Origin of the sequence: Limnobacter sp. UBA3528, assembly GCF_002377005.1 — a bacterium.
Classification (GTDB): Bacteria; Pseudomonadota; Gammaproteobacteria; order Burkholderiales; family Burkholderiaceae_B; genus Limnobacter.
Genome location: NZ_DFOZ01000001.1, coordinates 105,338 through 129,814, shown reverse-complemented (window position 1 = coordinate 129,814; position 24,477 = coordinate 105,338). Strand labels below are relative to the sequence as shown.

The following is a 24,477-nucleotide window of genomic DNA, read 5'->3' as shown; positions in this document are numbered from 1 at the left end:
TTAAACACAAAAAAAGCAGCCAGCGGCTGCTTTTTTTGCAATACGCGAATTAGCTTAGATGATTCACGCTGCGGCTTGCTTGTCCTGGTTGGCCAGGTTGGTCTGGTTTGCATCGCTTGCCTCAATGGTTCGAAGACCCGCCTCACCAATCGGAATTCGGCGTGCTTTCATTTGCTCGGGAATGACCTTGCGCAACTCAACCACCAACAAACCATTTTTCAGGTTGGCTCCTTCCACTTGCACATAGTCTGCAAGGTTGAATTTGCGCTCGAAACTGCGAAATGCAATGCCTTTGTGCAGGTACTGTTTACCCTCTTCGTCGGTTTTGCGGCCACGCACGGTGAGCACACCACGCTCTACTTCCAACTCGAGCTCTTTTTCATCAAAACCCGCCACTGCTAAGCTGATTTGGTAACGGTTTTCTTCAAGTGCCTCAATGTTGTAGGGGGGATAACCGGTTGAGGTGTCCGCACGCATTGCTGCATCCAGAATACTGGCCATGCGGTCAAATCCAATGGTGCTGCGGTACAAAGGGGTAAGGTCGATTGTTGCCATGATTCATTCTCCTGAGAAGCAAAAAATCAGTTGTTCAAAATGTGCGGAAACTCTCTTGGAGACATTTCCCACAAGTCTGATTTATGAGCCGCCCGGAAAATTTCAAGCGTTTTCATTAAAATTTTTTCAGGTCGAAAACAAATCGCCATCCACATAGAACCACTGCCCGTTTTCCTGTACAAAACGGCTGCGTTCATGAAGACGACTGGCAGGCCCATTGCTGGGCTTGTAACGCGCCACAAACTCCACTTCAGCCTTGTCACCCTGTGGCAAGTGCCCTTTCACACTCAAACCCAACCATTTGCCTTGTGCAAGCTCATCGCTTAAATCCAGCTGCTTGGGCCGTGTGCTGGCATGCCAGGTCAACAACACGTAATCACTTAAACCCAGGGCGTAAGCACTGTAGCGAGAACGCATGAGCGCCTCGGCTGTGGGTACCGACTCAGGATGAAAATGAAACGGTTGGCAGCAGACTTGATAATCGCCTTTGCCACAAGGACAAGGCTGTGATTTATTTTTTTGGACCATGTAAGGTAAAAGCGATGAATTCAGCAGATTTTTCATTTTAGACTGAAGCCAGAGACAGCCAACCTTATACCCACAACAATGACCAGCAACCATGACAATTAAGCCTACAAAAGTGCACGCGTTTAACCGTGCCGATGCCTTGGGTCATCACGACGCAGTGGCCCTGGCGGGGCAACTTCAACGCGGAGAAACCAGTGCCAGCGCGCTGGTACAAGCAGCCTACCAAAGGCTTGAATTGGTGAACCCTGCGCTACACGCCACGGTGTGCCTGCAAGAAGAAACCGCATTGGCTCAAGCCCGTTATTACGACGAATTGGGCAATTTCAGGGCGTTTCAGGGTATACCGGGATTTTTGAAAGACAACCTGGATTTGCAGGGTTTGCCCACTCGGCACGGCTCTGCTGCCATGCCCGATACCCCCAAAAAGCATACAAGCGCCGTGGCACAACAAATTATTGACACCGGTGTGGTGTTGCTGGGCAAGACCAAACTGCCCGAATTCGGGCTGACTGCCACCACGGAATACAGCAAGTCAGAAGCAGCCCACAACCCCTGGAACACTGGACACAGCACGGGTGGTTCATCGGGCGGTTCCGCGGCCCTGGTGGCCGCGGGTGTGGTTCCAATTGCCCATGCAAACGACGGTGGCGGCTCCATTCGTATTCCAGCCGCCTGCTGTGGGCTGGTGGGATTAAAACCAAGCCGAGGCCGGCTGGCCATGAATGAAATGGCAAAAAGTTTGCCTATCAATATTGTGAGCGACGGGATTGTGTCGCGTAGCGTACGGGACACTGCAGCGTTTTTCGCTTTGGCTGAAGAGCATTACAAGAACCCGACATTGCCACCACTGGGCCACATTACAGCCCCAGGGCGCAAACGCCTGAAAATCGGCATGTTCACGCAGAAAATTTCTGGTCATGAAACAGACTCCGCCTGCGTGGAGGCTGTGCACAAGGCCGCCGCCTTGTGCGAAGAGCTGGGCCATGAAGTGCAGGAAATACAAGTTCCGATCAGCGCCCAGTTTGCGGATGATTTTTTGCTGTACTGGGGCATGCTGGCCGCCTCCATTTCACACTTGGGCAAGCTGGCCGTTGACCGGCACATGGATACAGGAAAACTCGAGCCACTTACCCTCGGTTTGGCCAAACACTTCACCCGCAATCTGTTGAAGTTTCCATTCGCTTTGCGCAGGCTTCACCAGTTTGAAGCGCAATATGCTACAGCCTTTGCGGACCTGGATGTGCTGCTTAGCCCCACCCTGGGGCAGCCAGCGCCGCCTTTGGGTTACCTGGCACTCGACCTGCCTTTTGAGCAGGCGCGGGAAAGACTGGTTAACTTTGCATCATTCACCGCCGCTCAAAACGTGGCGGGCGCACCAGCCATCAGCCTGCCCATGCACCACACCGCTGAAGGTATTCCAGTGGGGGTTCACTTTGCCGCAGCCATGGGACATGAATTCAGGCTGATCGAGCTTGCCCTGGAAATTGAACAAGCTCAACCTTTCAAGATGCGGGCATGAATTCCAGATGCGCCTTGTAAACCAGTGAAGCCCTGTCCACCATGGGGCAGTGGCCTGTGTTTTCAAGCATTAAATCGACAATCGCGGGTTTGGCCTGTTTCAGCACGGCCAGCCCGCTGGGGTGCACCAACTGGTCTAAATCACCCCACACCACCATCAAAGGCACTGAGGTTTTTTCCACCATTTCATTCAAACTGACATTGGCATCCGGGTTCACGAATTCCATGAAAACCCGATCCAGCAAAGCCTTGTTCTTGATCGACATGCGGCCGAAATATTTGCGCATGAAACCAGGCATAGGCGGCGCTTTGCCGTTGAAACAAAGATTAACCACCCTTTCATATTCTTCGAAATTGGTGGGGGCAAGGATGATTTTTCCTTCATCGGCAAAGGCGCGCCCAACGGTGGTGTGCTCGGAGCCTTTCACTCCCGCGGGATTTAGCAAACAAGCGCTAAGAACCCGGTTCTCAAAATTCGCGGCCAAGGCACCTGCCAAATAGCCTCCCATGGAGTTACCCATCGCGTGGAAATTCTTGACACCCACAGCATCCAGCCAACGCACAACCCGATCGGCCTGCTCCGCAATATTAAAACGGGCATTGCTGGGTCGGTCTGATTCACCAAAACCGATCAGGTCGGGAATCCATACGGTGTAATGGCGCATCAGGCGCGGGGCCAGTGCCAGCCAATTCTCCTTGTTGGCACCAAAGCCGTGTATCAAAACCATGTCGGGCCCTTGCCCACCTTTGAAATACACGGTGCGCCCGTCTACGGTGTTGACGCTGCTTTTGATCAGACCCATTTGTTTGCATTTGGAATCGATCAGTTTGCGGCACAGCCAGTTCATAAACGCGTTGCTCATTGTTGTTTCACCTGTCTCGTTGTCTGGTTTCTTCTTACATACACAATGGCTGCTCGCTGATCTCGCTTACAGCAATTGGATGGCTTAGTTTTTTTCGCGGTTCATCAACAATACATTCACTGGGATCGATGTCTGTGGGAAGCGTCGAAACCTTCTGAAAAAGATTGCTTGATTTGAATAGGAGGATGTTCAAAATGAAAGCAAATGAACTACTGGAACAAATTCGCGAAGCCAATTTATCTTACCTGCTTCTGGCCAAACAACTCATCAATGAAGACAAAGCCGAGGCCATCATTCGCCTGGGTATTGATGAAAACACAGCAGACCTGCTGGATCAACTGACCACCGCACAGGTTTTGCGCATTGCAGCAAACGATGTGCCAATGTGCAGCATTCGATTCGAAGACCCTGCCGTGTGGAAACTCCTTTGTGACCACGGAAAAGAGCGCGCCATTTCAGGCATGCACGCCGCCATCTTGATGGCCGGCCGCAGCGCCCAAATTTCAGCTTAAGCGCACTTAAAAATAACCGTGGTTCATGCACCTGCGGGTGCGCTGGAGAGCAAACATGTCCAAGATTAAATCCTTGATGGCCGAGGCCGTTCAAATCAAACTTGCTTCTGACTTGATCAAGCTAGACGCTCGACTGCAAGTACTGGAGAGCGAAACCCAATTGTCACGTGAGCGCCTGATTCGCCTGTACAAGGAAATCAAGCAGAAATCGCCACCCAAGGGCATGTTGCCCTTCTCCACCGATTGGTTTATGACTTGGCAGCCCAATATTCATTGCTCGCTGTTCATGAACTTTTACTCCACTTGCATCAAGCACACCGACCTTGAAGACGGCGAATGCCTGGTCAAGGCCTACAAACTGTATCGCGAACAAATCAACGTCTTGGGCCTGCCTGAAGTGTTGTCACTGACCCGCGCATGGCGCTTGGTGAAATTTTTTGACGCCGGAATGTTGACCACCACAGCCTGCAAAACTTGCCATGGCAACTTTGTGGTGCACACCTACGACCTGGTGAATGACTATGAATGCGGCTTGTGCAATATGCCCTCCCGCGCCGGGAAAACCAAGCAGGACGCAGCAACCCGCTTCTTCAATGAAGAAAGCATGCTGGAAACCGCTTAAAGAATTGAATTGTAGTGCCGTTGTACCAAGCAGTAGCTTGTTTTTTGTCTCTCTCCCCTGTCCGTAGTACAAGGACACTTCAAACACCTGTCAGCGATTGCTCACAGGTGTTTTTTTTAAGCCATGAAGCGGGCAAGAATTTGGCGGCTTCGGGCGTCCAGCGCAAGCAGGTCTTCGATGATGAACTGCATGCCATTGGCATGGGTCAACACCAAACGGCTACCCCCCAGACGCCGAATGCTTTCATCCGTGGGCAACTCGAACTTGCAAGACCCTTTGTCCGTTTCCAGGGTCCAAATGCTTGGTGTGGAGTACGTGGACACCGAAGTAATTCGAAGCACAGTGGGCCTGAATTCGCGAACAGCCAGGTAATCTTTCACCACAGCCTGTGAGCCTGCGTCCAATTGATCGAGGCGATCCAGCCAAGCCAATTCTTTGCTGTATTCATCCACAATTGAAATGCTTTCATCTGGGGCTGAAAAAGGAAACGCCAACACTGGCATCACCCGGTCGGCCACCAATTCACTGCCTTTGTACAAGGCCAGCTTGCCCTGTGTTGATTCACGCAATCGCCAGTCAGTCATATTGGGCTTGCTCCTGCTTCAGTTTTTCCTGGGCCTGGTGCAAATGCCAGAAGTGCGATTTCGCCGCCAGCAATTCGTCGTGAGGCCCTTCTTCAACCACCCTGCCGCGGTCCATCACCACAATGCGATCGGCCTTGCGCAAGGTAGAGAGCCGGTGTGCAATCGCAATGGTGGTTCTTCCCTGCACCAAGTTGTCCAAGGCCTTTTGAATTTCCTTCTCGGTTTGCGAATCGACCGAGCTGGTGGCCTCGTCAAGAATGAGAATTTTAGGATCGATCAACAAGGCACGCGCAATCGAAATACGCTGGCGCTCGCCACCCGACAAACTTTGACCACGCTCACCCACCAGTGAATCGTAACCGTGCTGCAAGCGCAGAATGAATTCATGCGCATGTGCAAGCCGCGCTGCAGAAATAATTTCTTCACGGGTAGCGTCGGGACGCCCATAGGCAATATTCTCGGCGATGGTGCCAAAAAACAAATAAGGTTCTTGCAACACCAGGCCAATATTTCTGCGGTAGCTGGCCATTTCAATATGACGAATATCAATTCCGTCGGCCAGCACTTCACCATCACTCACATCGTAAAAACGGCACAGCAGATTCACCAAAGTTGACTTGCCGGAACCACTGTGGCCCACCAACCCAACCATTTCGCCCTGCTTCACTTTCAGGTTCACACCATCGAGCACCTGCCGGCTTCCATAGCGGAATGACACATTCCGCAATTCAAGCTCGCCCTTCAACTGATCAATTTTTACCGGGTTTTCAGCTTCGGGTACCGAAGACTTGTAATCCAGAATATCGAAAATACGCTTGGAACCAGCGGCTGCTTTTTGGGTGACAGACACGATCCGGCTCATCGAATCAAGCCGGGTGTAAAAACGGCCGATGTAAGCCAAAAAGGCGGTGAGTACACCCACCGTGATGTCATTGTTCATGATCATCCAGATGCCGGAAGCCCAAATCACCAAAATACCCAGTTCAGTCAGCAGACTGACCGTGGGTGCGAACAGCGACCAAGTTTTGTTGATTCGGTCGTTCACTTCGAGGTTGCGGGTGTTGGCCTTCAAAAAGCGGTCAGACTCTCTACGCTCTTGTGCAAAGGCTTTCACAACACGAATGCCCGGAATGGTGTCCGTAAGAATATTGGTAACTTCCCCCCACACACGGTCGACCTTCTCAAAACCCGTGCGCAGCTTTTCGCGGACCAGGTGAATCATCCAGGCAATGACGGGCAACGGCAGCAACGTCAGCAAAGCCAGCTCAAAGTCAATGTTCATCAAAATGATCGCCGTCATCACGATCATGATCACATCGGTAATGAAGTCGAGCGCATGCAGCGAGAGAAACAAATTGATTCGATCGGTTTCAGCGCTGACACGCGCGATCAAATCACCGGTGCGTTTCGCGCTGAAATAGTCCAGCGACAAGCTCATCAAATGGTTGAATGTGGTGGTTCTCAAATCAGAGCCGATTCGCTCGGAGACCAAGGCCAACAAGTAGGTTCTTGCCCAACTCAAACCGGCAGCCACCACCGCTGAAATCAAGAGACCACTGAGATAAAACGTTGCCAACTCGGTGTTCATGGGTTGGCCGTTCTGGAATGGAATCAGTACTTCGTCCATAAGTGGCATTGAAAGATAAGGCGCCACCAGCGTTGCAGCAGTTGACAGCAATGTCAGAATCAGCCCGGCAAACAAACGCCAGCGATACGGGTGTGCAAAGCGCCACAAGCGCAACAGTGCCCTTGAAGAAACAGGCTCTTCAAACCCGGCATCATCCAGCTCTTCATCGGCCAGCAAGCGCGGCACTGGGTGCTGAATTTGAGCCGCGTGAGATGTGCCCTGCTCAAACTCACGCACGGCTGTCTCCAGCAACTCCACAAATTCTTCAAGTGCGCGATGCAAACTGAAGCTGGCATAGAAGCGAAATACCTGCCCGGAATCAATCTGAATCAAAACCGTAGAAAGACCAGAATGATCGGACATGGAAATTTTCTCAATGCTTGAGAAATGTGCCTTGAAAACAGGCACCTGCAATTCCTTGTCTACCACAATTAATTCATGGGCGTTAAAGGCTACAAGGCTGCGAGAAAACTCACGCCGAGTGTTCATGTCAGCCACAAACACCGCTTGGGTTGGTGAATTGGCGGCCCAAACCTCTGAAAGGCGTTGTACTTCGTTTTCAGACGGTGAAAATCCAACGATTTTCAATGAGATTACCCCCTCAGTTCGCGAATTCGCTGATGTTACACCACTATTTCCAGCGACACGGAGTTAACATTGATCGAAAATCCAATCCTCGAAAACAAACCTGCCGACACCCAACTTATGACGCAAAAACGCCTTGTAATACTCCGAACCATGTGGCTTGATGGCCCAAATATCTGGACCTATCGAAGTTGCATTGAAGCGTTGGTGGATATTCAAGAACTGGAACAATTCCCTTCCAACCTGTTGCCAGGATTTTACGAGCGATTAACGGCTTTGCTACCCGGTTTGGTTGACCACCGCTGTGGAATTGGCGAGCCGGGCGGTTTCCTGCTGAGGGTGCGCGAGGGCACTTACGCTGCGCACATGCTTGAACACATTGTGATTGAACTGCACACGCAAGCAGGCCTTGAAGTGGGATTTGGCAAAGCCCGAATGACCAGCAAGGAAGGCGTGTACAAAATGGTTTTTCGCACCCCAGACCCGGTAGTGGGTATGGCTTGTCTGGAGGCAGGTGTGCGCTTGTTGCACGCAGCCATCGAGGGGACAGAGTACGATTTGCAGGCCGAGCTGAAAGTGATCAAGCACCACTGCGACATGCACGGCCTGGGCCCCAGCACACAACATATTCTTGATGCGGCTTACGAGCGTCGAATTCCGATTGTCCGCCTTAACGACGGCAATTTGGTACAGCTGGGCCATGGGAACAAGCAACAGCGCATCTGGACTGCAGAAACATCCAAAACCTCAGCCATTGCAGAAGGCATTGCCGCCGACAAAGACCTTTGCAAGGAACTACTGGCGCAATGCGGTGTACCCGTTCCCGAAGGTGAAATGGCCAAAAGCCCTGAACACGCCTGGGAAATTGCACAGGACATCGGCGTGCCTGTGGTTGTGAAACCCGTTGATGGTAATTGGGGGCGCGGTGTATCGCTTGAGCTGACCAAAGAAGAGGATGTAAAAAACGCCTGGCCACTTGCAGACAAGGAAAGCTACACCGGCGTTATTGTTGAAAAATTCATTCGCGGAACTGAGCATCGGGTTTTGGTGGTGAATTACCAGGTGGCGGCAGTATCACGTGGTGAATTGGTTCATGTGATGGGCGACGGAAAGTCAACCTTGCAAGAACTTTGCAATCAGCAAATCAATACAGATCCTCGTCGTGGTGAATCGGAAATTTTCCCCTTGCGCCCGGTCAACGTTGAAAAAAATCCGGCCGTATTCCTGGAAGTACAACGCCAGGGATACACAGCCACTTCAGTGATTGCAAATGGCGTAAAAGTGCTGATCGAACGCAACAGCAACGCCTCGGAAGATGTCACCGATTTGATTCACCCCGAAATTGCACGCCTGTGCTGCATGGCAGCGCGCGTTGTAGGCCTGGATGTGGCGGGTATCGACCTGGTCTGCGAGCATATTGATCAGTCCCCCAAGGGCCAATCACTGGCGGTGGTCGAAGTCAATGCAGGTCCTGGCTTGCTCATGCACATCAAACCTGCGAAAGGTCAGGCACGCAATGTGGGCAAACCGATTGTCGAATCACTTTTCCCGGGTGATGCCAACGGTCGAATTCCAACCATTTCCTATTCAGGCGGCCCCGAAATTGACGGCTTCGGCCCCGAACTCACTGAAATTCTTGAAGATCAGGGACACAAAGTGGGCTTGGCCTGCGACCAAGGTTTGGTGATGAACGGCCGCACCATCAACAAAGCCCCCTCAGCAAACTGGCAATCAGGCCGCAACTGCCTGATCAACAAGAATCTGGACACCTTGGTAATGCAGGTCAAGGCCAGCACCATTCTGTCTGAAGGCCTGCCCTACGACCGGTCAAGTCTGGCTGTGATTACCAGTCTGGGTGCCATGGAAGGGCTGGAAGAATGGGACATTCTCACCAAGGAACAACACTTCAATGTGATGCGCACCGTGGTAGACCTGGTACTGGGCAGTGGCCACGCTGTTGTCAACGCAGACGAAGTCAGCCTGCTGCCTTTGAAGGACCTGTGTGACGGTAAGGTGATCTGGATCAGCAGCAGCGCCGACAACCCGATTGTTGCGGAGCACGTGAAAAACGGCGGCATGGCCGTTGTTTATCAAGGCGAGAATATTCAGTTCATGGGCAATCGAGCCGAAGCCGAACAACGCAGCCCCATTCCGCTAAAACAGCCGCCGGTAAACCTGACAAAGGCGCTGGCTCTTGCAGCGGCAGGTTGGGCGATGGACGTACCGCACCACCTGCTGCGCGCCGATCTTCGGCAGCGCTATTAAACCCCAAGCTGACGCACACAACAGGTTGATAAATTATGAAAATTGAACGCATTCGCGCCTTGCGCGGCCCCAATTTGTGGAGCAAAAACACCAGCATGGAAGCCCTGGTGTTTTGCGAAGAAAACGAACGCCTTTATGATCGCTTTGCCAATATTGAAATGCGCGTTCGCAGCGCGTTGCCCGGCATTGGTTCGCTGCGAGCCACAGGGTTCGAGCAAAGCAATATAGCGCTGGCACATATTTTGAGCCGTACCGCCTTGCGCTTTCAGGTTGAAGCTGGTTCGCAGGTGACTTTCGCCCATGTGGCTGACAACATTACCACCGGGTACTTTCGGGTGGTGGTGCAGTACGAGGAAGAAGATTTGGCGCGTGCGGCTTTTGAAGAAGCGCACCAACTTATTCTGGCGGCGCTGGCAGGCCATGATTTTGATGCAAATGCAGCCATAGAGCGCCTCAAAGAAATTTATGAAGACTGCAAACTTGGGCCCAGCACAGGCTCGATTGTCAATGCAGCACTGCGCCGGGGTATTCCAATTCGCCGCCTGACCCAGGGTAGCCTTGTGCAGTTGGGTTGGGGCTCCAAAGCGCGCAGAATTCAAGCAGCAGAGACCGATACAACCTGTGCCATTTCTGAGGAAATCGCCCAGGACAAAGACCTGACCAAAACCATTTTGTCTGCAGCCGGAATTCCCACACCCCGCGGCAAACTGGTTAAAACGTTTGAAGAAGCGCTGGAAGCCTTTCGCGAATTGACCAAGGCCACCAACAAAGGCGTGGTGATCAAGCCAAGCGATGGCAACCAAGGCAAAGGCGTGACAGTGAACATTGTGGACGAGGAACACTTGCGTGTAGCCTTTGATGCCGCCAAAAAGTACGGCAGCGGTGTACCCATCGTGGAGGAATTCATACCGGGTCACGATTATCGCTTTCTGGTGGTGGGTGACAAGCTGGTGGCTGCCGCACGTCGCGAACCTCCTTCCGTGGTTGGCGATGGTGCGCACACCATTGCCGAGTTGGTCGAAATTGAAAACCGCAACCCCCTGCGTGGTGAAGGCCATGGCAGCGCCTTGAGCAAACTTCGCCTCGATGAAATTGCAATTGCCCGAATCAAGAAACAGGGTTTCACCGCTGAATCTGTACCCGAGCAAGGTGTTCGGGTTGTCCTTCGGAACAATGCAAACCTGAGTACTGGTGGCAGCGCCACGGATGTTACCGACAACGTTCACCCCGCCATGGCCGAAATGGTGATTCAGGCCGCACAGCAAATTGGAATCGAGGTGTGCGGCGTGGATGTGGTGTGCGAGCGTGTGGACGAATCGCTTGAGGCCCAAGGTGGTGGCATTGTTGAATTAAACGCTGCACCGGGCTTGCGCATGCACCTGGAGCCATCAATCGGCAAGGGGCGCGACGTGGGTGCAGCCGTGATTGATCTGATGTTCAAGAAAGATGAAAACGGCCGTATTCCAGTAGTGGCGGTCACTGGCACCAACGGCAAAACCACCACGGTTCGCCTGATTGAACAAATCCTTCGCTACCACAATCTGCGTGTTGGTTTTACTGGCACGGAAGGTGTGGTTGTGAACGGACACTTGATCGACACCGGTGATTGCAGTGGACCTAAAAGCGCACACAAAGTGCTGGTTCACCCCGAAGCAGATGCCGCCGTGCTGGAATGTGCACGGGGCGGTATGCTGCGCGAAGGTTTGGGTTTTGACATGTGCGATGTGGGCATTGTGACCAACATTGGCGAGGGTGACCACCTGGGTCTGAACTTCATCGACAGCGTTGAAGACCTGGCCTTGCTAAAAAGCGTGCTGGTTCAAAACGTGGCCCCCAATGGTCTTGCTGTACTGAACGCGGATGACCGCCACGCTGCAAACATGGCCAAACTCACCCCCGGACGTGTGCTGTTCTTCACCAGCAACCCGGACAACCCGATTGTGGCTGCACACAAAGCCAAAGGTCGCCCAGTCATTATTCACGACGGTCGCGTGATCAACATCAATTATGACAACATGGAAAAAACCATTGACCTGATGGATGTACCACTGACCAACAACGGCTTGTTCACCTTCCAGGTACAAAATGTGATGTGTGCTGTGGCTGCCGCCTTGGGTCTGAACGTACCATTCAACACCATTCGGGCAGCGCTGGGCAGTTTTCAATCTACCCCCGACACGGTGCCCGGCCGCTTCAATTTTTTCAAGCACAAAGGGGGTTCAGTGATTGCCGATTACGGCCACAACCCGGATGCAGTGTCAACGCTGGTTAATACGCTGAAGAACATACCGGCCGTTAGACGCACCGTAGTAATTAGTGCAGCGGGCGATCGTCGCGATCAGGACATCACTGAGCAAGGTCGCTTGGTGGGTGGGTTTTTTGATCACATTATTTTGTATGAAGACGCCTGCCAGCGCGGTCGCCCAGATGGTGAAACTCTGGCCTTGCTGCAACAGGGCATTGCACTCGCCTCTGGCGACAAGAAACCCTCGGTTGTCGAGGTGCGGGGTGAGTTCAAGGCAATTCAAATGGCCCTGGATGAAACAGGCCCAGACCACCTGGTGTTGGTATTGATCGATCAGGTCAATGAAGCCTTGCAATACCTGCAGGAAAACACCACAGGCGAGCCAGCGCGGGCATCTGCCTAAAAACCAAGCCGCTTGAGCATGCGGTGAAAGTTGCCGGAATCGAGACCCAGCTGCCTAGCGGCTGCGGCTCGATTGCCATCCGTGTAATCCAGCACCTGCTGTATCAGATTTCTAGAAAAAGCATCTACAGCATCCCGATAAGGCATGCCTTCGATAGGGCTGGCCATTCCCATCTCCACAATAGTTGCCGGGCCTCGGGCAGTCACAGCGCGTTCTTGCTCAAGCTCGCTCAGCAGGTCAAGGTGCTCAAGTTCTACAGTCACCATGGGGCCAGTTTCATCCCGACGCGCTTTCAATGCTGCACGCCCCAATGTATGTTCCAGTTCCCGCACATTGCCCGGCCAAGGGTAGCGTTTTAATGCAGCCTCACAGCCGCGCCCCAGGCGCAAATTGCGCAAGCCCAAACGGCTACGGTTCTGCTCCAGAAAATAGCCTGCCAGCAATACCACATCATCCCCACGCTCGCGAAGCGGTGGAATGTGTAAAGGATAAGCGCACAGGCGGTGATACAGATCAGCCCTGAAACGCCCTGCCTTTACTTCAGCCGACAGGTCCCGATTGCTGGCAGCCACGATGCGCACATCGACCCGGTGCTCTCTGTCGCTACCCACACGCTGCACCTGCCCGCTTTGCAGTACCCGCAACAACTTGGCTTGGGCAGAGGCACTCAGCTCGCCCACTTCATCCAGAAACAAAGTGCCACCGTTGGCCAATTCGAACTTGCCTTGACGATCGCGCTCTGCACCGGAAAACGCGCCTTTAACATGGCCAAACAGCTCGCTTTCAATCAACTGGTCGGGCAAGGCTGCGCAATTGATCACCACCAAGGGTAAATTCGCCCTGCCGGACATGGCATGCAAGGCCTGGGCGACCAATTCTTTGCCCACACCTGTTTCACCATGAATGAGCACAGCCAACTGACTGTTGGCAACAGTCAAAATTTCATGTTTTAGTTCGCGAATGGGCGTGCTGTCCCCAATCATTTCCCGACGAGACAATTGAACACCTTCCAACGCGCTCAGACCATTGCCGTCAGCCTGACTCAACTTCAGGGAAGTCGCGGTTCGATCGGTTTTCTCAGTCAGTTCGGCGACATGCACAACCGCTTCACCCAAGCGTGCAAACATGGCCATGGCGCGTTCAACTTTCACATCAAACACGCCCGCTTTCAGGGAGTCCAGCGTAATTGCTCCCCACAACTTGCCATTTACATGCAGGGCACAACCCATGCAATCATGGACATTCAAATCGCCCGCATGCACGCCTTCGAGCAAACCGTCGTAGGGGTCGGGTAAGGTGGACTTGTTCGGAAAATGGGTCACGCCACGGTAAGTCACAATCGCATTCAGGCGAGGATGCTCGTTTAATTCGAAGCGGCGCCCCAGGCTATCGGGAGTCAAACCGCGTACGGCCAGCGGCTTTAAGGTCGAGCCCTCCTTTTTCAGCAAGGCGCACGCGTTGCCGGGCAATGCGGCGGCCAATGAATTGACATAGCGCAAGTAGCGAGTTGACGGATCCAGGTCGGCTCCAAGGTCTTCAATCACTGCCAACACAAAACTGGACATTTCCACGACTAGCCATCCTTATTGTACTTATAACAATTACTGTTTTAATAACAATATCAAATCGCTGTTAATTAAACAATGATTTGAAATTTTTAACAAAACACATTTCTTCATATATTCAATATTTTCATATACTTAATAACAATGTTAAGGCTGGCATGTATCTTGATAGTGTTTGTCACTGTGAAGCATGTACAAATTTACAATCGATCAGGAAGGAAAAAGCATGTCAGTCAGCACCGAGCAAAAACATTGGATCAAGGCAACCATTCCCGCACTCGAACAGGGTGGCGAAGCATTGACGACACACTTCTACAAACTGATGTTCAGCAAATACCCGGTTACGGCTACCTTTTTTAATCCGGCTCATCAGGAAAAAGGCACTCAACCTCGCGCCCTGGCCAATGCCGTGCTGGCCTACGCCAAACACATTGACAACCCGGCAGTACTCATGGGTGCGGTCACACTGATCGTCAACAAGCATGTAGCCCTGGGGGTCAAAGCCGAACACTACCCTATTGTGGGCGAATGCCTGCTACAGGCCATGAAAGAGGTGCTGGGCGCCGCAGCCACACCTGAAATTATCGACGCCTGGGCAGCCGCCTATGGCCAGCTCGCCGATATTTTGATCAACGCCGAAGCAAACCTGTATGCCAAACAAGCCATGTCCACCGGAGGGTGGGAGGGGCAACGTGCTTTCACAATTGCCGCGAAAGAGCAAGAAAGCGAACTGGTCACATCTTTTTATCTGAAACCTTTGGATGGTAAACAGATTATGACTTTCAAACCGGGGCAATACATTACCCTGCACCTGAATGTAAATGGCGCAACTGTGATGCGCAACTACTCACTCTCAGACGCACCCAACGGGCAACATTATCGAATTTCGGTCAAGCGCGAAGAAGGCGGCGTGGTATCCAACCACCTGCACAAGCAACTGGCTGTGGGGGACACAGCACAGCTAAGCCCACCCTGCGGTGAGTTTGTTCTCGATGACAGCAAAGACCCCTTGGTGCTGATCACCGCCGGCGTTGGGTTGACCCCGGCCATTGCAATGCTGAAAGCAGCAGCAGGCCAACGCGAGGTGCGGTTCATCCACGCCTGCAAAAATGCCGCGCAACACTCTTTCAAAAACCTGACCGAGCAATTAAGTACCCAGCACAGCAACATCACAGCCGAGTACATTTATGAGAATCAGGATGGTTTGATTAAACACCAAACCATTGAGAAAAACCTGCCCAACAATGCACAAGTTTACTTTTTGGGTCCAGTTGGTTTTATGAGTGCAGTAAAGAACATGCTGGGCAAGCTGGGTGTGCCTGCCGAGCGTCAGCATTTCGAGTTTTTTGGTCCTGCACAGGCGATTTAAAACGGTTGGATGTTCAGAGTAACGAGTCTTTGGCGTTGCCCGAGGCTTGTTTCTGAACAAACTCAAGCAATTCATCAATTTGAAACGACTTGTCGAAAAAGGCCCTCGCCCCAAGACTCAAACAGCGGTGTCGAATCACCAAATTTGAATAGTTGGAAAAAACGACAACACCAATCTGTCTGTCGGTCAAATCCAGATCATCCTGCAGTTTTTTCAGCACGCCCAAGCCCGTGCCAGACCGCAATTCCAAGTCAACGATCGCCAAATCTGTAGGGTCCACTCTCATGAAAGCCACTGCATCTTCCTCAGACTCCACACTGGCGACCACTTCAACACTGGGAATTTCGCTCAACATGGATTGAAGCATCGCCTGCAATTCAATCGAGTCCTCTACCAGCAACACACGCAATGGCACTTGCAATTGGTTTGTACAATTCTTTTTCATGGCGGGCACCTACAACGCCCCACTGGCGCAAAGCCAGCAGGGCATTGAGTTAAGGTCGGCTCAATCCGTTGGCTCTATCGCCAAGCTTACGACTTGGGCTTCAACTCGATCATATTGGAAACAGCTTTCACACCTTCCACCTGTTTGGCCAACGCCTCGGCGCGCTCAAGTTCAGCCTCGGTTCTGGCTTCACCCGACAACACCACCACACCTTGCTTGGTTTCTACATTCACACGCAAGGCACTTACGGTTTTGTCTTCCGCATGCTTGGCCTTTACCTTGGTGGTAATGGTGGCATCGTCCACATATTGCCCCACGGCCTTCAATGGCTCTTTACCCTGCTCTGCTGCATACACAGGGCTCAACGCAGACAACGCAACACCAGAGGCGATCAAGGTTTGAGTGATCAATTTTTTCATGGTTGTACTCCTTCAGGGTTATTGAACTGACTACTGACAAGAAATCAAGATCAAAGGTATGTATTGATCAGGCTTCATGCGTTCAATATTACGGCGGGGCAAACCATTGATCTGTCCGACAAGGACGATTCGTTTGTAGGACCAGTCTGGCTTCCCCAACGGACCACAACACGAGGACTATTCAAATGATTCGATTGGCGATTGTTGATGATCATGCAATTGTGCGTGCTGGCTTTCGTGAAATGCTCAATGAAGAACTGGGCATGTGTATTCAGTTCGAAGCGGGTACCGCGCAAGAGGCCAGAAGCCTGCTGCGAGAGCACAACTGCGATGTTTTGATGCTTGACCTGTCATTGCCTGACGAAAACGGTATTGACTTGTTGCGCGCCGTTAAACAACGACATGAGAAGACGCAGGTCTTGGTCATCAGCAGTTTTTCAGAAGAACGCTATGCTTTGTCAATGATCCGAAGTGGTGCCAGCGGCTACCTTTGCAAAGACTGCGACCGCAGCGACCTTGTCAACGCTATCCATACGGTGGCGCAGGGTCGACGTTATATCTCGGCCAACACAGCAGAACTGTTGGCCCGCGAAATGACCGGCGAAAGCGACAAACCAGCGCATCAGGAACTGTCTGAACGTGAAAGGCAAGTGTTCATGCGCTTGGTGAGGGGCGAAAGTGTGTCAGCTATAGCGCAGGTGCTTCACTTGAGCGTAAAAACAGTGAGCACCTATCGATCAAGGTTACTGGATAAGCTTGGCGTGAACAGCAACGCAGAACTGGCCACCTACGCACACCAGCACGGCTTGCTGCTCGACTAAACCAGCGGTTCAAAATCAAACAGGCATTCGCACTTCAATGCGTGTGCCGCGTCCAGCGTGTGAATCAAGCAACAAATTGGCGTTAAACATCTGAGCACGGTGTTTCATGCCGGCAATGCCATGGCCATGCAGCTCAATGTTTTCTGTGTTAAAGCCACTGCCGTTATCAGCCACGCTCAGAATTACCATGCCCTGCTTCTCCTTCAGGCTCAACTCCACCTTGCTGGCCTTGGCGTATTTCCGAACATTCGTCAACGACTCCTGGGCCACCCGAAACAAGGCCAACGATTGTTCAGGCGACAAACTCAACTCATGCTCTGGAAAGTCCATCACCACAGACATCTCCATTTCAAACTGCTGCCCCAGTGAACGAAGCGCCTCAACCAGCCCCAAACCCTTGAGCAAAGGGGGTTGCAGGTCATCAACCAAACGACGCGTCATTGAAATAGTGCTTCCAATGTTTTCAATCAAACGAAGCATTCGCTCCTGAACAAGTTCATCGACCTGCGTACCCAACGATCGGCGCAACCAGCCCGCATCCATTTTCGCAGCAGTCAATGCCGAACCCATTTCGTCGTGCAACTCCCGGGCTATATGCTGGCGCTCCGCCTCTTGGGCGGTGGTCAGGTTGGTGGCCAAATTGCTCAACTCAAGCGTGCGCGCTTGCACCTTGGCTTCAAGCCGGCTGTTTTCTGTTTTCAACAACTCCTGAATTCTTGCACGCAAGGCCACCTGCCTCTGTTGCACCACAAACAGGCCAAGTATCAACAATAGCGACGCGACACCCAAGGCATATCCCACGTACTGAATTTTCTTGGCACGCGCCAAATACATATTCTCAAAATCCTGATGAACCTTCTCCCTTCTGGCTTTCAGTATCGCCAAGCGAACCCGGATTTCATCCATCAACTGTTTCCCAAGTTCACCATGCTCTACCGACAAAACCAAGGGAGCACCACCCCGGCTCAACATCTCACCGAGGTACTGAAACTTTGCATCCACCAAACGCTTCAAGTCTTGCAAGTCGGCATAATCATCCGAATCAGGCGGAATATCAAAGTTCATGGATGCCATGAGCGGCTCCAGTCGCGTCGCTGTACTTCGGTAAGGCTCGAGGTACGCGTCGTTGCGCATCAGCAAAAAAGACAGGGCACTGGCTTGCGCATCAACCAACAACACCCACAATTGGTCGAGGCGATCGATGCGTTTTTGATTGAGCTCAGACATCGCCACCACCTCAGCATTCATTCGGGAATGGGTGTAAGTGATGCCCAACAAGGCAAGCACCATCGCGCAACCAAAGGCCAGTAGCCAATACGGACGGCTTTGACGGATTTGCACTTGCGCGGAACTAAAAACTCGTAATTTTGAATAAACCAAGCTTACCTTTGGACTGAGCAATAACAGAGACAGGTACCCTTTCAACTCCCTAACCTACAAAACGGTTGACCCCCCTACATCAGGCTACTACCCATCCTTGGTATTGATATTCACCTCATCAGCCGAAATTGACCATTTTTGACATTCTTTTCAAGCATTAAAAAAAGCAACATTCAACTACCATTTCCGGAAGTACCAATTTCTTCACCAGTGAAAGGCCACAACGCCAATGATCTCCGCCAGCCTCGCCGAAAACACATCCGGGCCGGAACCTGACACTGCAAACCAGACAGCCTCGCCAGCCAATCTGCTGTCGGAGTCGAGCTATGCAAGCAAAGATTTGAGTCCTGACGTAGTTTTGCTAATCGACGACGACCCCGATGTACTCATGGCCCTGCGCAAAGAACTGCGCAAGTTAAACCTCACTGTACTCACCTCGCTGGACGCCCGGGAAGGCGTATCACTGGCCAAACACCACAAACCGGGCGTGGTTATTTGCGATATACGAATGCCTGAATTGTCGGGCGTTGAGGTATTTGAAGCCATTCATCAAATTTCACCTGACTCCGCCCGGGTCATGTTGACCGGATTCAGCGAACTGGACACCGTGGTTTCCTCCATCAACCGCGGCCACGTGAATCGCTACCTGTGCAAACCCCTTGACGCTGAAATGCTTCAACTTACCCTGTCCGAGCTGGTGGGACTGGCCCGTGTCAAGCTGGAGCGAATCAAGGCTGCACGCGAGTTGAATAACAGAGCGGCCGAACTTGAATTGCTCAACAGCTCGCTTGAACATTGCATCAGTGAACGCATTCGAGAGTTTGAACAAGCCAAGCTGTTCCTGGACATGTCCCGCAGGGAACAAAAAGCCCAGTACTTCAGTGCGATCAAAGTATTTTCTGGTCTCACTGAGCTGCGCTCTCCTCAACTGGGCGCACACAGCAAACGGGTGGCTGAACTGGCCCGCCTTATCGCAATTGAACTTGGCTGCGATCCAAACTATGTGAACGAAGTGTATATCGCTGGTTTGCTGCATGATGTTGGAAAAATCGGTCTGTCCGATGAAGCTCTTTTCATGCCTGTTGGTAGCCTGGGCAAGGAACTGCGCACTGAACTGATGACCCACTGCACCAAAGGTCAGGCCGTATTTGCAGGCTTGGCCGACATGGAAACAATCGCCACCATGATTCGGCACCATCATGAGCGTTTCGATGGCGAGGGTTACCCGGACGGGATTTTGAATCAGGTGATTCCAATTGGGTCGCGCATTCTGGCCGTTGCAGAAGACTACGATGAATTGCAACAAGGCTGGCTCGCGCCCAAAAAGCTTTCTGAAGACGAGGCGCTGTCATTTGTCATGAAATCTGGCGAAAGCCGCTACGACCCACAAGTGCTGCAAGCGTTACCACCTGCACTGGAAAAACTCCGGGCCGCCCCACGACTTGAAGAGCGCCTTCTGTCGGGCAGCGAATTGATGGTGGGTCAAACACTGTCACGCGACTTCATTGGCCCTGACGGATACTTGTGGCTATCCAAAGAAAAACTGGTGAGCAAACACTTTATTGATCAGGTCAAAGAATACGAAGCCACACATGGCAAATCGCAAAAAGTCTATGTATATCGCCTCAAGCGATCTGGCCGGTAAGGCACCCCGCGGAACACACCATGCACACTGAAGACACCCTCGACAAAGAGAGCAGCCCATTAATCCACGGATTCACGGGAAGCCTTAACCGGAACAAACCCTCCAAGCACAAAATCCTGTTTGTGGATGACGACTCCAACGTCATCAATTCACTACGAAAAGTATTCAGCCTTGAGCCTTACGACATTCTTTTCACGACCAACCCACGAGAGGCGATTGCACTCACTCGCAGGGAAAAACCGTCCGTGGTGATCTGTGATATGCGCATGCCCGATTTAAGCGGCGTAGACGTGCTGCAAGCTATTTCCGAATTTGCACCCCACGTCGGGAAAATCATACTCACAGGCCATGCAGACCTTAACTCCTCAATTGACGCCATCAACCTGGGACAAGTCGACCGGTTTTTAAGCAAACCCTGCAAGGACGACACCTTGCGTCATGCCGTAGCGGAACTGATCGAAGTGTTTCAAATTCGGCTTGAAACCGAGCAAATGAACCAAAGCCTGGCCGAGAAGGTTTATGAACTTGAAAACTTTCAACAAGAGCTCAACACCAGAGTTGACGAACGCATGGATGAAATCAAGCAGGTTAATTCACTGCTGGACCAGTCCCGTAAAGACATCAAGCTGCAATACCTCAGCGCGATTCGCGTGTTCTGCAACTTTCTGGATTTACGCTCCCCTGCCTTGGCTGCACATTCACGGCGTGTTGCCGACCTTTCACGAATTCTTGCGCAACAACTTGGTCTTGATGAAAGCGAGGTTCAGGAAATTTACATTGCGGCCTTGCTACACGACATCGGCAAAATAGGTTTGCCAGACCGAACCCTGTTCACCCCCTTTGCAAGCCTTGACGGCGAAGCGCAAGCCAGCTTGCTCAAACACCCAGTGCGCGCCCAAACCGTGTTTTTAAGCCTGCCCGACATGGGGGAAGTCAGCACGATCATTCGCCACCATCACGAACGCTATGATGGTCAAGGATTCCCGGACGGCCTCATCGGCGCAAGCATACACATTGGAGCACGCATACTCGCTGTGGCTGAAGATTACGATGAACTGCAACAGGGCTGGCTGGCAGATCAAAAATTATCCGCCAAGGATGCCGCTCGATTCGTCAGCAATGCCTCGGGCCGACGGTACGACCCCGAGGTCATCCGGGCATTGCCGTCCGCACTGGAAGAATACGGCAGCACACCGCTTGAGCATGAACAAATGGTAAGCGCCAAGACACTGAAAATCGGCGCAGTACTTACACGTGATTTCACGGGCCCGGATGGATACCTGTGGGGCGCCAAAGACCAGGTGGTCAACGGCAGAATGATCACCAAATTCCGTGATGGCGAAAAGGTAATTGGTCATCCCATGAAAATTTACATCATGAAGCCAAAAGCACTGGCCGAGCGGCACTAAACAAGCACCATGATTATCCCAGCATGGCCTGCAATGCACGGCACAAGTCAGTACGGCGATAAGGTTTTCGAAGCAAAGCAAGGCGAGCATCGGTGGAATCAAGGCCACTGATCACATCCTCGGCATAGCCCGAGGTCAAAAGAATGGGCAAACCCGGGTACATTTGACGGATTTCACGGGCCAACTGGGTACCAGACATGCCACCGGGCATGACTATGTCGGAGAACAGCAAATCGACGCGATCAAGGTCAGAAATTACACGCAAACACTCTCGAGCATTGGGCGCCGAGGTCACCTTGTAACCCAGGTCTTCCAGCAAGCACTCCACATGCTCGCGAACCATGGCATCGTCCTCCACCAACAAAATGTGTTTGGCACTACAAACGGCAGCACCTTGATTGGTCGAATTATTGTCCATGGCTGCACCGCCCTCTGTCCTTGTTTGGCTCATTCAAAATCAGACTCTGACCTACAAGAAATCAGACTACGAATTCGCTGGATTATTTCCAGTTGTGCCCTGCACTCCGTGTCAAACCGCTGTAGCTTGAGTTGATCCAATCGTGAGTGCTCATTCATTTTTCCAAGCAAATCGTCCAGCTCAAGCACAAACGGCAGCATGGCGTTGTTTAGTTTGTGTACGTACTGAGAAAGCAACTGATTCACTTGCTCACCTTGATCCCCGCTGCCCGTTCCATCCGTCACCATGCCAATTACCCCTTGACTGCCTGTTAGGCGCTGACCATTATTTTATTGAAAGAGCCGCACCTGAACCAGCGTTTAAGCCCCCCCTACTCAATTGAGTGCACCCTGAACCATTCAAAATCGGCGATATGAAAATGGACAACAATCCCCTTTTACTGGAAGAGAATGCACTGCAAGCCTTGTCAGCACTGCCACAACCCATCTGGATATTTGATCCGGAAACCTTGCGCATCATATGGAACAACCCTGCCTGCGAAGAGTGGCTGGAAATAAGTGCTGCCGAATTGCAGAGCAAAACAATTCTCGATCTTCGCCCCCCTTCAGACCACCAGGCCCTGCGCGCTGCTTTGATTGCGTTTCAAAACGAAACCACATTTACATCGCAATGGACCCTTCAAAGCAAAACAAGCAAATCATTCAAAGCCCGTTTCCACTGGCAACGCTGCGCCCTGAATCAAAAAATACAAGTGTTGGCGACCATCAATGATGTCACCGATACCCACGAAACCCTGGCCAACCTGGACCGTGCAAAAAAATTGATTGATATCGCTGGTACCAAAGCAAAACTGGGCGGCTGGAGGATGAGCCTTGGCAGTGACCATGTGTCATGGACTCCCCAAACTGCCGCCATTCACGACGCCCCTTACGAGCCTGCGCCCAGCGCAGAGGAAGCCTTTTCGTACTACCTGCCCGCCTACCGCCAGAAAATTGAAAAGTGCTACACGGAATGCATCACGGAAGGAAAACCTTACGACGAAATACTCCAAATCAAAACACGATCCAATCGCATCGCCTGGGTCCGAGCCATTGGTGAACCCGAGCTTGATTCTCTGGGAAACATCATCGGCGCTCAGGGTGCATTCCAGGACATCACCGAACTGATACATGAAAAGAATCGCAACTCTGATTTGGAACAGCGACTGTTCTCAACCCTCGAGAACATGAGCGACTCTTTTTTCATGATCTCGACCCGATTCGACTTTGTGTACTTGAACCCTAGGGCTGAAAACCTGCTCAAAAGACGACGCGAAGACCTGATCGGCAAAAACATTTGGCAAGAGTTCCCGGAAGCGCGCAACACACCGGTGTATTCCCTGTATCAACAAGCCATCGATACAGGCAATGCCATCAAGGTCAAATTTTTCTACCCGCCTCTGGACACCTGGTTCGAAGTCAATGGATACCCGACAAGCGAAGGACTTGGCGTCTATTTTCGTGACGTCACCAACGAGGAGAACCAGCAACAAGCCGCGAAACTGCTGCATGAGCGATTCGTGCTGGTGTCCAAGGCCACCAACGATGTGATCTGGGATTGGGACTTGATCAAAAATGGGCTTTGGTGGAACGAGTCCATGAGCCGCGTGTTTGGCTATGAACTGCTGCAACTTGAACCTGGCCCTGAATCATGGACGACGCGTATCCACCCCGATGACAGTCAGCGGGTTCTTGAGAGCATTCATCAGGTTATCGATGGCACGGGAACACACTGGAGCAATGAATACCGATTCGCAAAATCAAGCGGAAAGTATGCTTTGGTTCACGACCGGGGGTTTGTCATTCGAGACGAACAGGGCAAAGCCATTCGCATGTTGGGCAGCATGCTGGACCTGACCGAAACCCGGGAACTGGAGGAGAAATTGCGTGAATCCCAAAAGCTGGAGGCCATGGGGCAACTGACTGGCGGAGTAGCCCACGACTTCAACAACCTGCTCACTGTAATCATGGGCAATGCTGAAACCCTGGCCTACAGGCTTAAAGACAATCCACAACTTCAATCACTGGCAGAAATGACCAGCAAAGCCGCAGAACGCGGGGCTGAACTCACCAGTCGACTGTTGTCGTTTGCTCGCAGGCAACCCCTGCAGCCCAAAACGGTTGATGCAGGGCAACTAATTCAAGATTCTCTGGCCCTGTTTCGACGGATTCTGCCGGAAACCATCGAAATCGAAGCGCCTGACACTGACGGTTTGTGGAAAATTGCAGTGGACCCCGGGCAACTGGAGGTAGCACTGCTGAACTTGGTCATCAATGGTAGAGACGCAATTCCACAAGCCGGCAAGCTTCACATCAGCGCATTGAATACTGAACTTGATTCGATACAAACAGATGCCAAAGAAACCCTGCCTGCTGGCCCATATGTCTTGATTTCAGTTCGTGACACCGGGCACGGCATGACGCAGGAAACCCTGAATCGTGCATTCGAACCGTTTTTCACGACCAAAGAAGTTGGCAAGGGTAGTGGATTGGGACTTAGCATGGTGTTTGGATTTGTGAAGCAATCCAAGGGCTACATCAAAATTCACTCAGCACCCAATTCAGGAACTTGCGTGGAACTGTACTTTCCCAAATTTGCCCCGGAGACGCCGTGATACGCAAAGGTACTTCAATTTGTTGATTTGGGATTTACAAAATCAG

At 52.0% G+C, this 24,477-nt stretch carries 20 protein-coding genes; 10 read left to right on the top strand and 10 right to left on the bottom strand.

Annotated features, from left to right (window positions below):
• Positions 1 to 63: 63 nt before the first annotated feature.
• Both B4N58_RS00615 and B4N58_RS00610 read right to left on the bottom strand, forming a co-directional pair.
• Positions 64 to 555 (bottom strand): Hsp20 family protein, encoded by a 492-nt coding sequence (locus tag B4N58_RS00615; protein WP_291744896.1) that lies wholly within the window; start codon positions 553 to 555, stop codon positions 64 to 66.
• A gap of 126 nt (positions 556 to 681) precedes the next feature.
• Entirely contained in the window at positions 682 to 1,119 is a 438-nt protein-coding gene (locus B4N58_RS00610; RefSeq protein ID WP_291744894.1) for a YchJ family protein, read from the bottom strand.
• A gap of 55 nt (positions 1,120 to 1,174) precedes the next feature.
• On the opposite strand from B4N58_RS00610, the gene B4N58_RS00605 reads away from it, so the two are divergent.
• Complete coding sequence (locus B4N58_RS00605) at positions 1,175 to 2,602, top strand: amidase (protein WP_291744892.1); 1,428 nt, start codon at positions 1,175 to 1,177, stop codon at positions 2,600 to 2,602.
• Here the strand turns inward: B4N58_RS00605 and B4N58_RS00600 are convergent.
• Positions 2,586 to 3,464 carry an alpha/beta fold hydrolase gene (locus B4N58_RS00600; RefSeq protein ID WP_291744891.1) on the bottom strand — a complete coding sequence of 293 codons (879 nt, stop codon included), beginning with the start codon at positions 3,462 to 3,464 and terminating at the stop codon, positions 2,586 to 2,588. The genes B4N58_RS00605 and B4N58_RS00600 overlap by 17 nt on opposite strands.
• Before the next feature lie 194 nt (positions 3,465 to 3,658).
• Between B4N58_RS00600 and flhD the strand changes: the two genes are divergently transcribed.
• Complete coding sequence (flhD, locus tag B4N58_RS00595) at positions 3,659 to 3,976, top strand: flagellar transcriptional regulator FlhD (RefSeq protein WP_040512480.1); 318 nt, start codon at positions 3,659 to 3,661, stop codon at positions 3,974 to 3,976.
• Between the two features lie 55 nt (positions 3,977 to 4,031).
• On the top strand, positions 4,032 to 4,598 hold the full coding sequence (gene flhC, locus B4N58_RS00590) for a flagellar transcriptional regulator FlhC (protein WP_040512425.1): 567 nt from the start codon (positions 4,032 to 4,034) through the stop codon (positions 4,596 to 4,598).
• Between the two features lie 116 nt (positions 4,599 to 4,714).
• Here the strand turns inward: flhC and B4N58_RS00585 are convergent, their stop codons facing one another.
• Together B4N58_RS00585 and B4N58_RS00580 are read right to left on the bottom strand one after the other, a co-directional pair.
• Complete coding sequence (locus B4N58_RS00585; RefSeq protein WP_291744887.1) at positions 4,715 to 5,182, bottom strand: DUF1854 domain-containing protein; 468 nt, start codon at positions 5,180 to 5,182, stop codon at positions 4,715 to 4,717.
• Positions 5,175 to 7,298 carry an ABC transporter ATP-binding protein gene (locus B4N58_RS00580; protein ID WP_291745027.1) on the bottom strand — a complete coding sequence of 708 codons (2,124 nt, stop codon included), beginning with the start codon at positions 7,296 to 7,298 and terminating at the stop codon, positions 5,175 to 5,177. Before B4N58_RS00580 ends, B4N58_RS00585 begins: the two co-directional genes overlap by 8 nt.
• Positions 7,299 to 7,466: 168 nt before the next feature.
• Here B4N58_RS00580 and B4N58_RS00575 point away from each other — a divergent pair, with 168 nt between their 5' ends.
• On the top strand, positions 7,467 to 9,659 hold the full coding sequence (locus B4N58_RS00575) for a cyanophycin synthetase family protein (RefSeq protein ID WP_291744885.1): 2,193 nt from the start codon (positions 7,467 to 7,469) through the stop codon (positions 9,657 to 9,659).
• 35 nt (positions 9,660 to 9,694) lie between these two features.
• Positions 9,695 to 12,307, top strand: coding sequence for a cyanophycin synthetase (gene cphA, locus B4N58_RS00570; protein WP_291744883.1), 2,613 nt, complete (start codon positions 9,695 to 9,697; stop codon positions 12,305 to 12,307).
• Here cphA and norR read toward each other — a convergent pair.
• Entirely contained in the window at positions 12,304 to 13,872 is a 1,569-nt protein-coding gene (gene norR / locus B4N58_RS00565; protein WP_291745025.1) for a nitric oxide reductase transcriptional regulator NorR, read from the bottom strand. The genes cphA and norR overlap by 4 nt on opposite strands.
• A 226-nt stretch (positions 13,873 to 14,098) precedes the next feature.
• On the opposite strand from norR, the gene hmpA reads away from it, so the two are divergent.
• The gene (hmpA, locus tag B4N58_RS00560) at positions 14,099 to 15,241 is read left to right on the top strand and encodes an NO-inducible flavohemoprotein (protein WP_291744881.1); all 1,143 of its coding nucleotides are present in this window, start codon (positions 14,099 to 14,101) and stop codon (positions 15,239 to 15,241) included.
• Between the two features lie 13 nt (positions 15,242 to 15,254).
• On the opposite strand, the gene B4N58_RS00555 is transcribed toward hmpA, so the two are convergent.
• Both B4N58_RS00555 and B4N58_RS00550 read right to left on the bottom strand, forming a co-directional pair.
• Positions 15,255 to 15,686 carry a response regulator gene (locus B4N58_RS00555; protein ID WP_291744880.1) on the bottom strand — a complete coding sequence of 144 codons (432 nt, stop codon included), beginning with the start codon at positions 15,684 to 15,686 and terminating at the stop codon, positions 15,255 to 15,257.
• Between the two features lie 86 nt (positions 15,687 to 15,772).
• The gene (locus B4N58_RS00550; RefSeq protein ID WP_008249002.1) at positions 15,773 to 16,105 is read right to left on the bottom strand and encodes a BON domain-containing protein; all 333 of its coding nucleotides are present in this window, start codon (positions 16,103 to 16,105) and stop codon (positions 15,773 to 15,775) included.
• 185 nt (positions 16,106 to 16,290) lie between these two features.
• Between B4N58_RS00550 and B4N58_RS00545 the strand changes: the two genes are divergently transcribed.
• Complete coding sequence (locus tag B4N58_RS00545) at positions 16,291 to 16,926, top strand: response regulator (protein WP_291744877.1); 636 nt, start codon at positions 16,291 to 16,293, stop codon at positions 16,924 to 16,926.
• Positions 16,927 to 16,941: 15 nt separating this feature from the next.
• Here B4N58_RS00545 and B4N58_RS00540 read toward each other — a convergent pair whose 3' ends face one another.
• On the bottom strand, positions 16,942 to 18,267 hold the full coding sequence (locus B4N58_RS00540; RefSeq protein WP_291744875.1) for a histidine kinase: 1,326 nt from the start codon (positions 18,265 to 18,267) through the stop codon (positions 16,942 to 16,944).
• Positions 18,268 to 18,535: 268 nt separating this feature from the next.
• On the opposite strand from B4N58_RS00540, the gene B4N58_RS00535 reads away from it, so the two are divergent.
• Both B4N58_RS00535 and B4N58_RS00530 read left to right on the top strand, forming a co-directional pair.
• Positions 18,536 to 19,951 (top strand): HD domain-containing phosphohydrolase, encoded by a 1,416-nt coding sequence (locus B4N58_RS00535; protein ID WP_291744873.1) that lies wholly within the window; start codon positions 18,536 to 18,538, stop codon positions 19,949 to 19,951.
• A 20-nt stretch (positions 19,952 to 19,971) separates the two neighbouring features.
• Positions 19,972 to 21,360 carry an HD domain-containing phosphohydrolase gene (locus B4N58_RS00530; protein ID WP_008248994.1) on the top strand — a complete coding sequence of 463 codons (1,389 nt, stop codon included), beginning with the start codon at positions 19,972 to 19,974 and terminating at the stop codon, positions 21,358 to 21,360.
• Between the two features lie 13 nt (positions 21,361 to 21,373).
• Here B4N58_RS00530 and B4N58_RS00525 read toward each other — a convergent pair whose 3' ends face one another.
• A complete protein-coding gene (locus B4N58_RS00525) occupies positions 21,374 to 21,811 on the bottom strand; it encodes a response regulator (protein WP_291744872.1) in 438 nt (145 codons plus the stop codon).
• A 385-nt stretch (positions 21,812 to 22,196) separates the two neighbouring features.
• Between B4N58_RS00525 and B4N58_RS00520 the strand changes: the two genes are divergently transcribed.
• Complete coding sequence (locus B4N58_RS00520) at positions 22,197 to 24,431, top strand: PAS domain-containing protein (RefSeq protein ID WP_198006798.1); 2,235 nt, start codon at positions 22,197 to 22,199, stop codon at positions 24,429 to 24,431.
• Positions 24,432 to 24,477 lie beyond the last annotated feature (46 nt).

Excerpts from the sequence above, each read along its gene's own strand:
- B4N58_RS00535 (WP_291744873.1), top strand. The coding sequence starts at position 18,536 with ATGATCTCCGCCAGCCTCGCCGAAAACACATCCGGGCCGGAACCTGAC.
- B4N58_RS00525 (WP_291744872.1), bottom strand. The coding sequence starts at position 21,811 with ATGAGCCAAACAAGGACAGAGGGCGGTGCAGCCATGGACAATAATTCG.
- flhD (WP_040512480.1), top strand. The coding sequence starts at position 3,659 with ATGAAAGCAAATGAACTACTGGAACAAATTCGCGAAGCCAATTTATCT.
- B4N58_RS00530 (WP_008248994.1), top strand. The coding sequence starts at position 19,972 with ATGCACACTGAAGACACCCTCGACAAAGAGAGCAGCCCATTAATCCAC.
- B4N58_RS00585 (WP_291744887.1), bottom strand. The coding sequence starts at position 5,182 with ATGACTGACTGGCGATTGCGTGAATCAACACAGGGCAAGCTGGCCTTG.
- B4N58_RS00555 (WP_291744880.1), bottom strand. The coding sequence starts at position 15,686 with ATGAAAAAGAATTGTACAAACCAATTGCAAGTGCCATTGCGTGTGTTG.
- B4N58_RS00600 (WP_291744891.1), bottom strand. The coding sequence starts at position 3,464 with ATGAGCAACGCGTTTATGAACTGGCTGTGCCGCAAACTGATCGATTCC.
- B4N58_RS00615 (WP_291744896.1), bottom strand. The coding sequence starts at position 555 with ATGGCAACAATCGACCTTACCCCTTTGTACCGCAGCACCATTGGATTT.
- B4N58_RS00545 (WP_291744877.1), top strand. The coding sequence starts at position 16,291 with ATGATTCGATTGGCGATTGTTGATGATCATGCAATTGTGCGTGCTGGC.
- cphA (WP_291744883.1), top strand. The coding sequence starts at position 9,695 with ATGAAAATTGAACGCATTCGCGCCTTGCGCGGCCCCAATTTGTGGAGC.
- B4N58_RS00580 (WP_291745027.1), bottom strand. The coding sequence starts at position 7,298 with ATGAACACTCGGCGTGAGTTTTCTCGCAGCCTTGTAGCCTTTAACGCC.
- hmpA (WP_291744881.1), top strand. The coding sequence starts at position 14,099 with ATGTCAGTCAGCACCGAGCAAAAACATTGGATCAAGGCAACCATTCCC.
- flhC (WP_040512425.1), top strand. The coding sequence starts at position 4,032 with ATGTCCAAGATTAAATCCTTGATGGCCGAGGCCGTTCAAATCAAACTT.
- B4N58_RS00605 (WP_291744892.1), top strand. The coding sequence starts at position 1,175 with ATGACAATTAAGCCTACAAAAGTGCACGCGTTTAACCGTGCCGATGCC.
- B4N58_RS00520 (WP_198006798.1), top strand. The coding sequence starts at position 22,197 with ATGGACAACAATCCCCTTTTACTGGAAGAGAATGCACTGCAAGCCTTG.
- B4N58_RS00550 (WP_008249002.1), bottom strand. The coding sequence starts at position 16,105 with ATGAAAAAATTGATCACTCAAACCTTGATCGCCTCTGGTGTTGCGTTG.
- norR (WP_291745025.1), bottom strand. The coding sequence starts at position 13,872 with ATGTCCAGTTTTGTGTTGGCAGTGATTGAAGACCTTGGAGCCGACCTG.
- B4N58_RS00610 (WP_291744894.1), bottom strand. The coding sequence starts at position 1,119 with ATGAAAAATCTGCTGAATTCATCGCTTTTACCTTACATGGTCCAAAAA.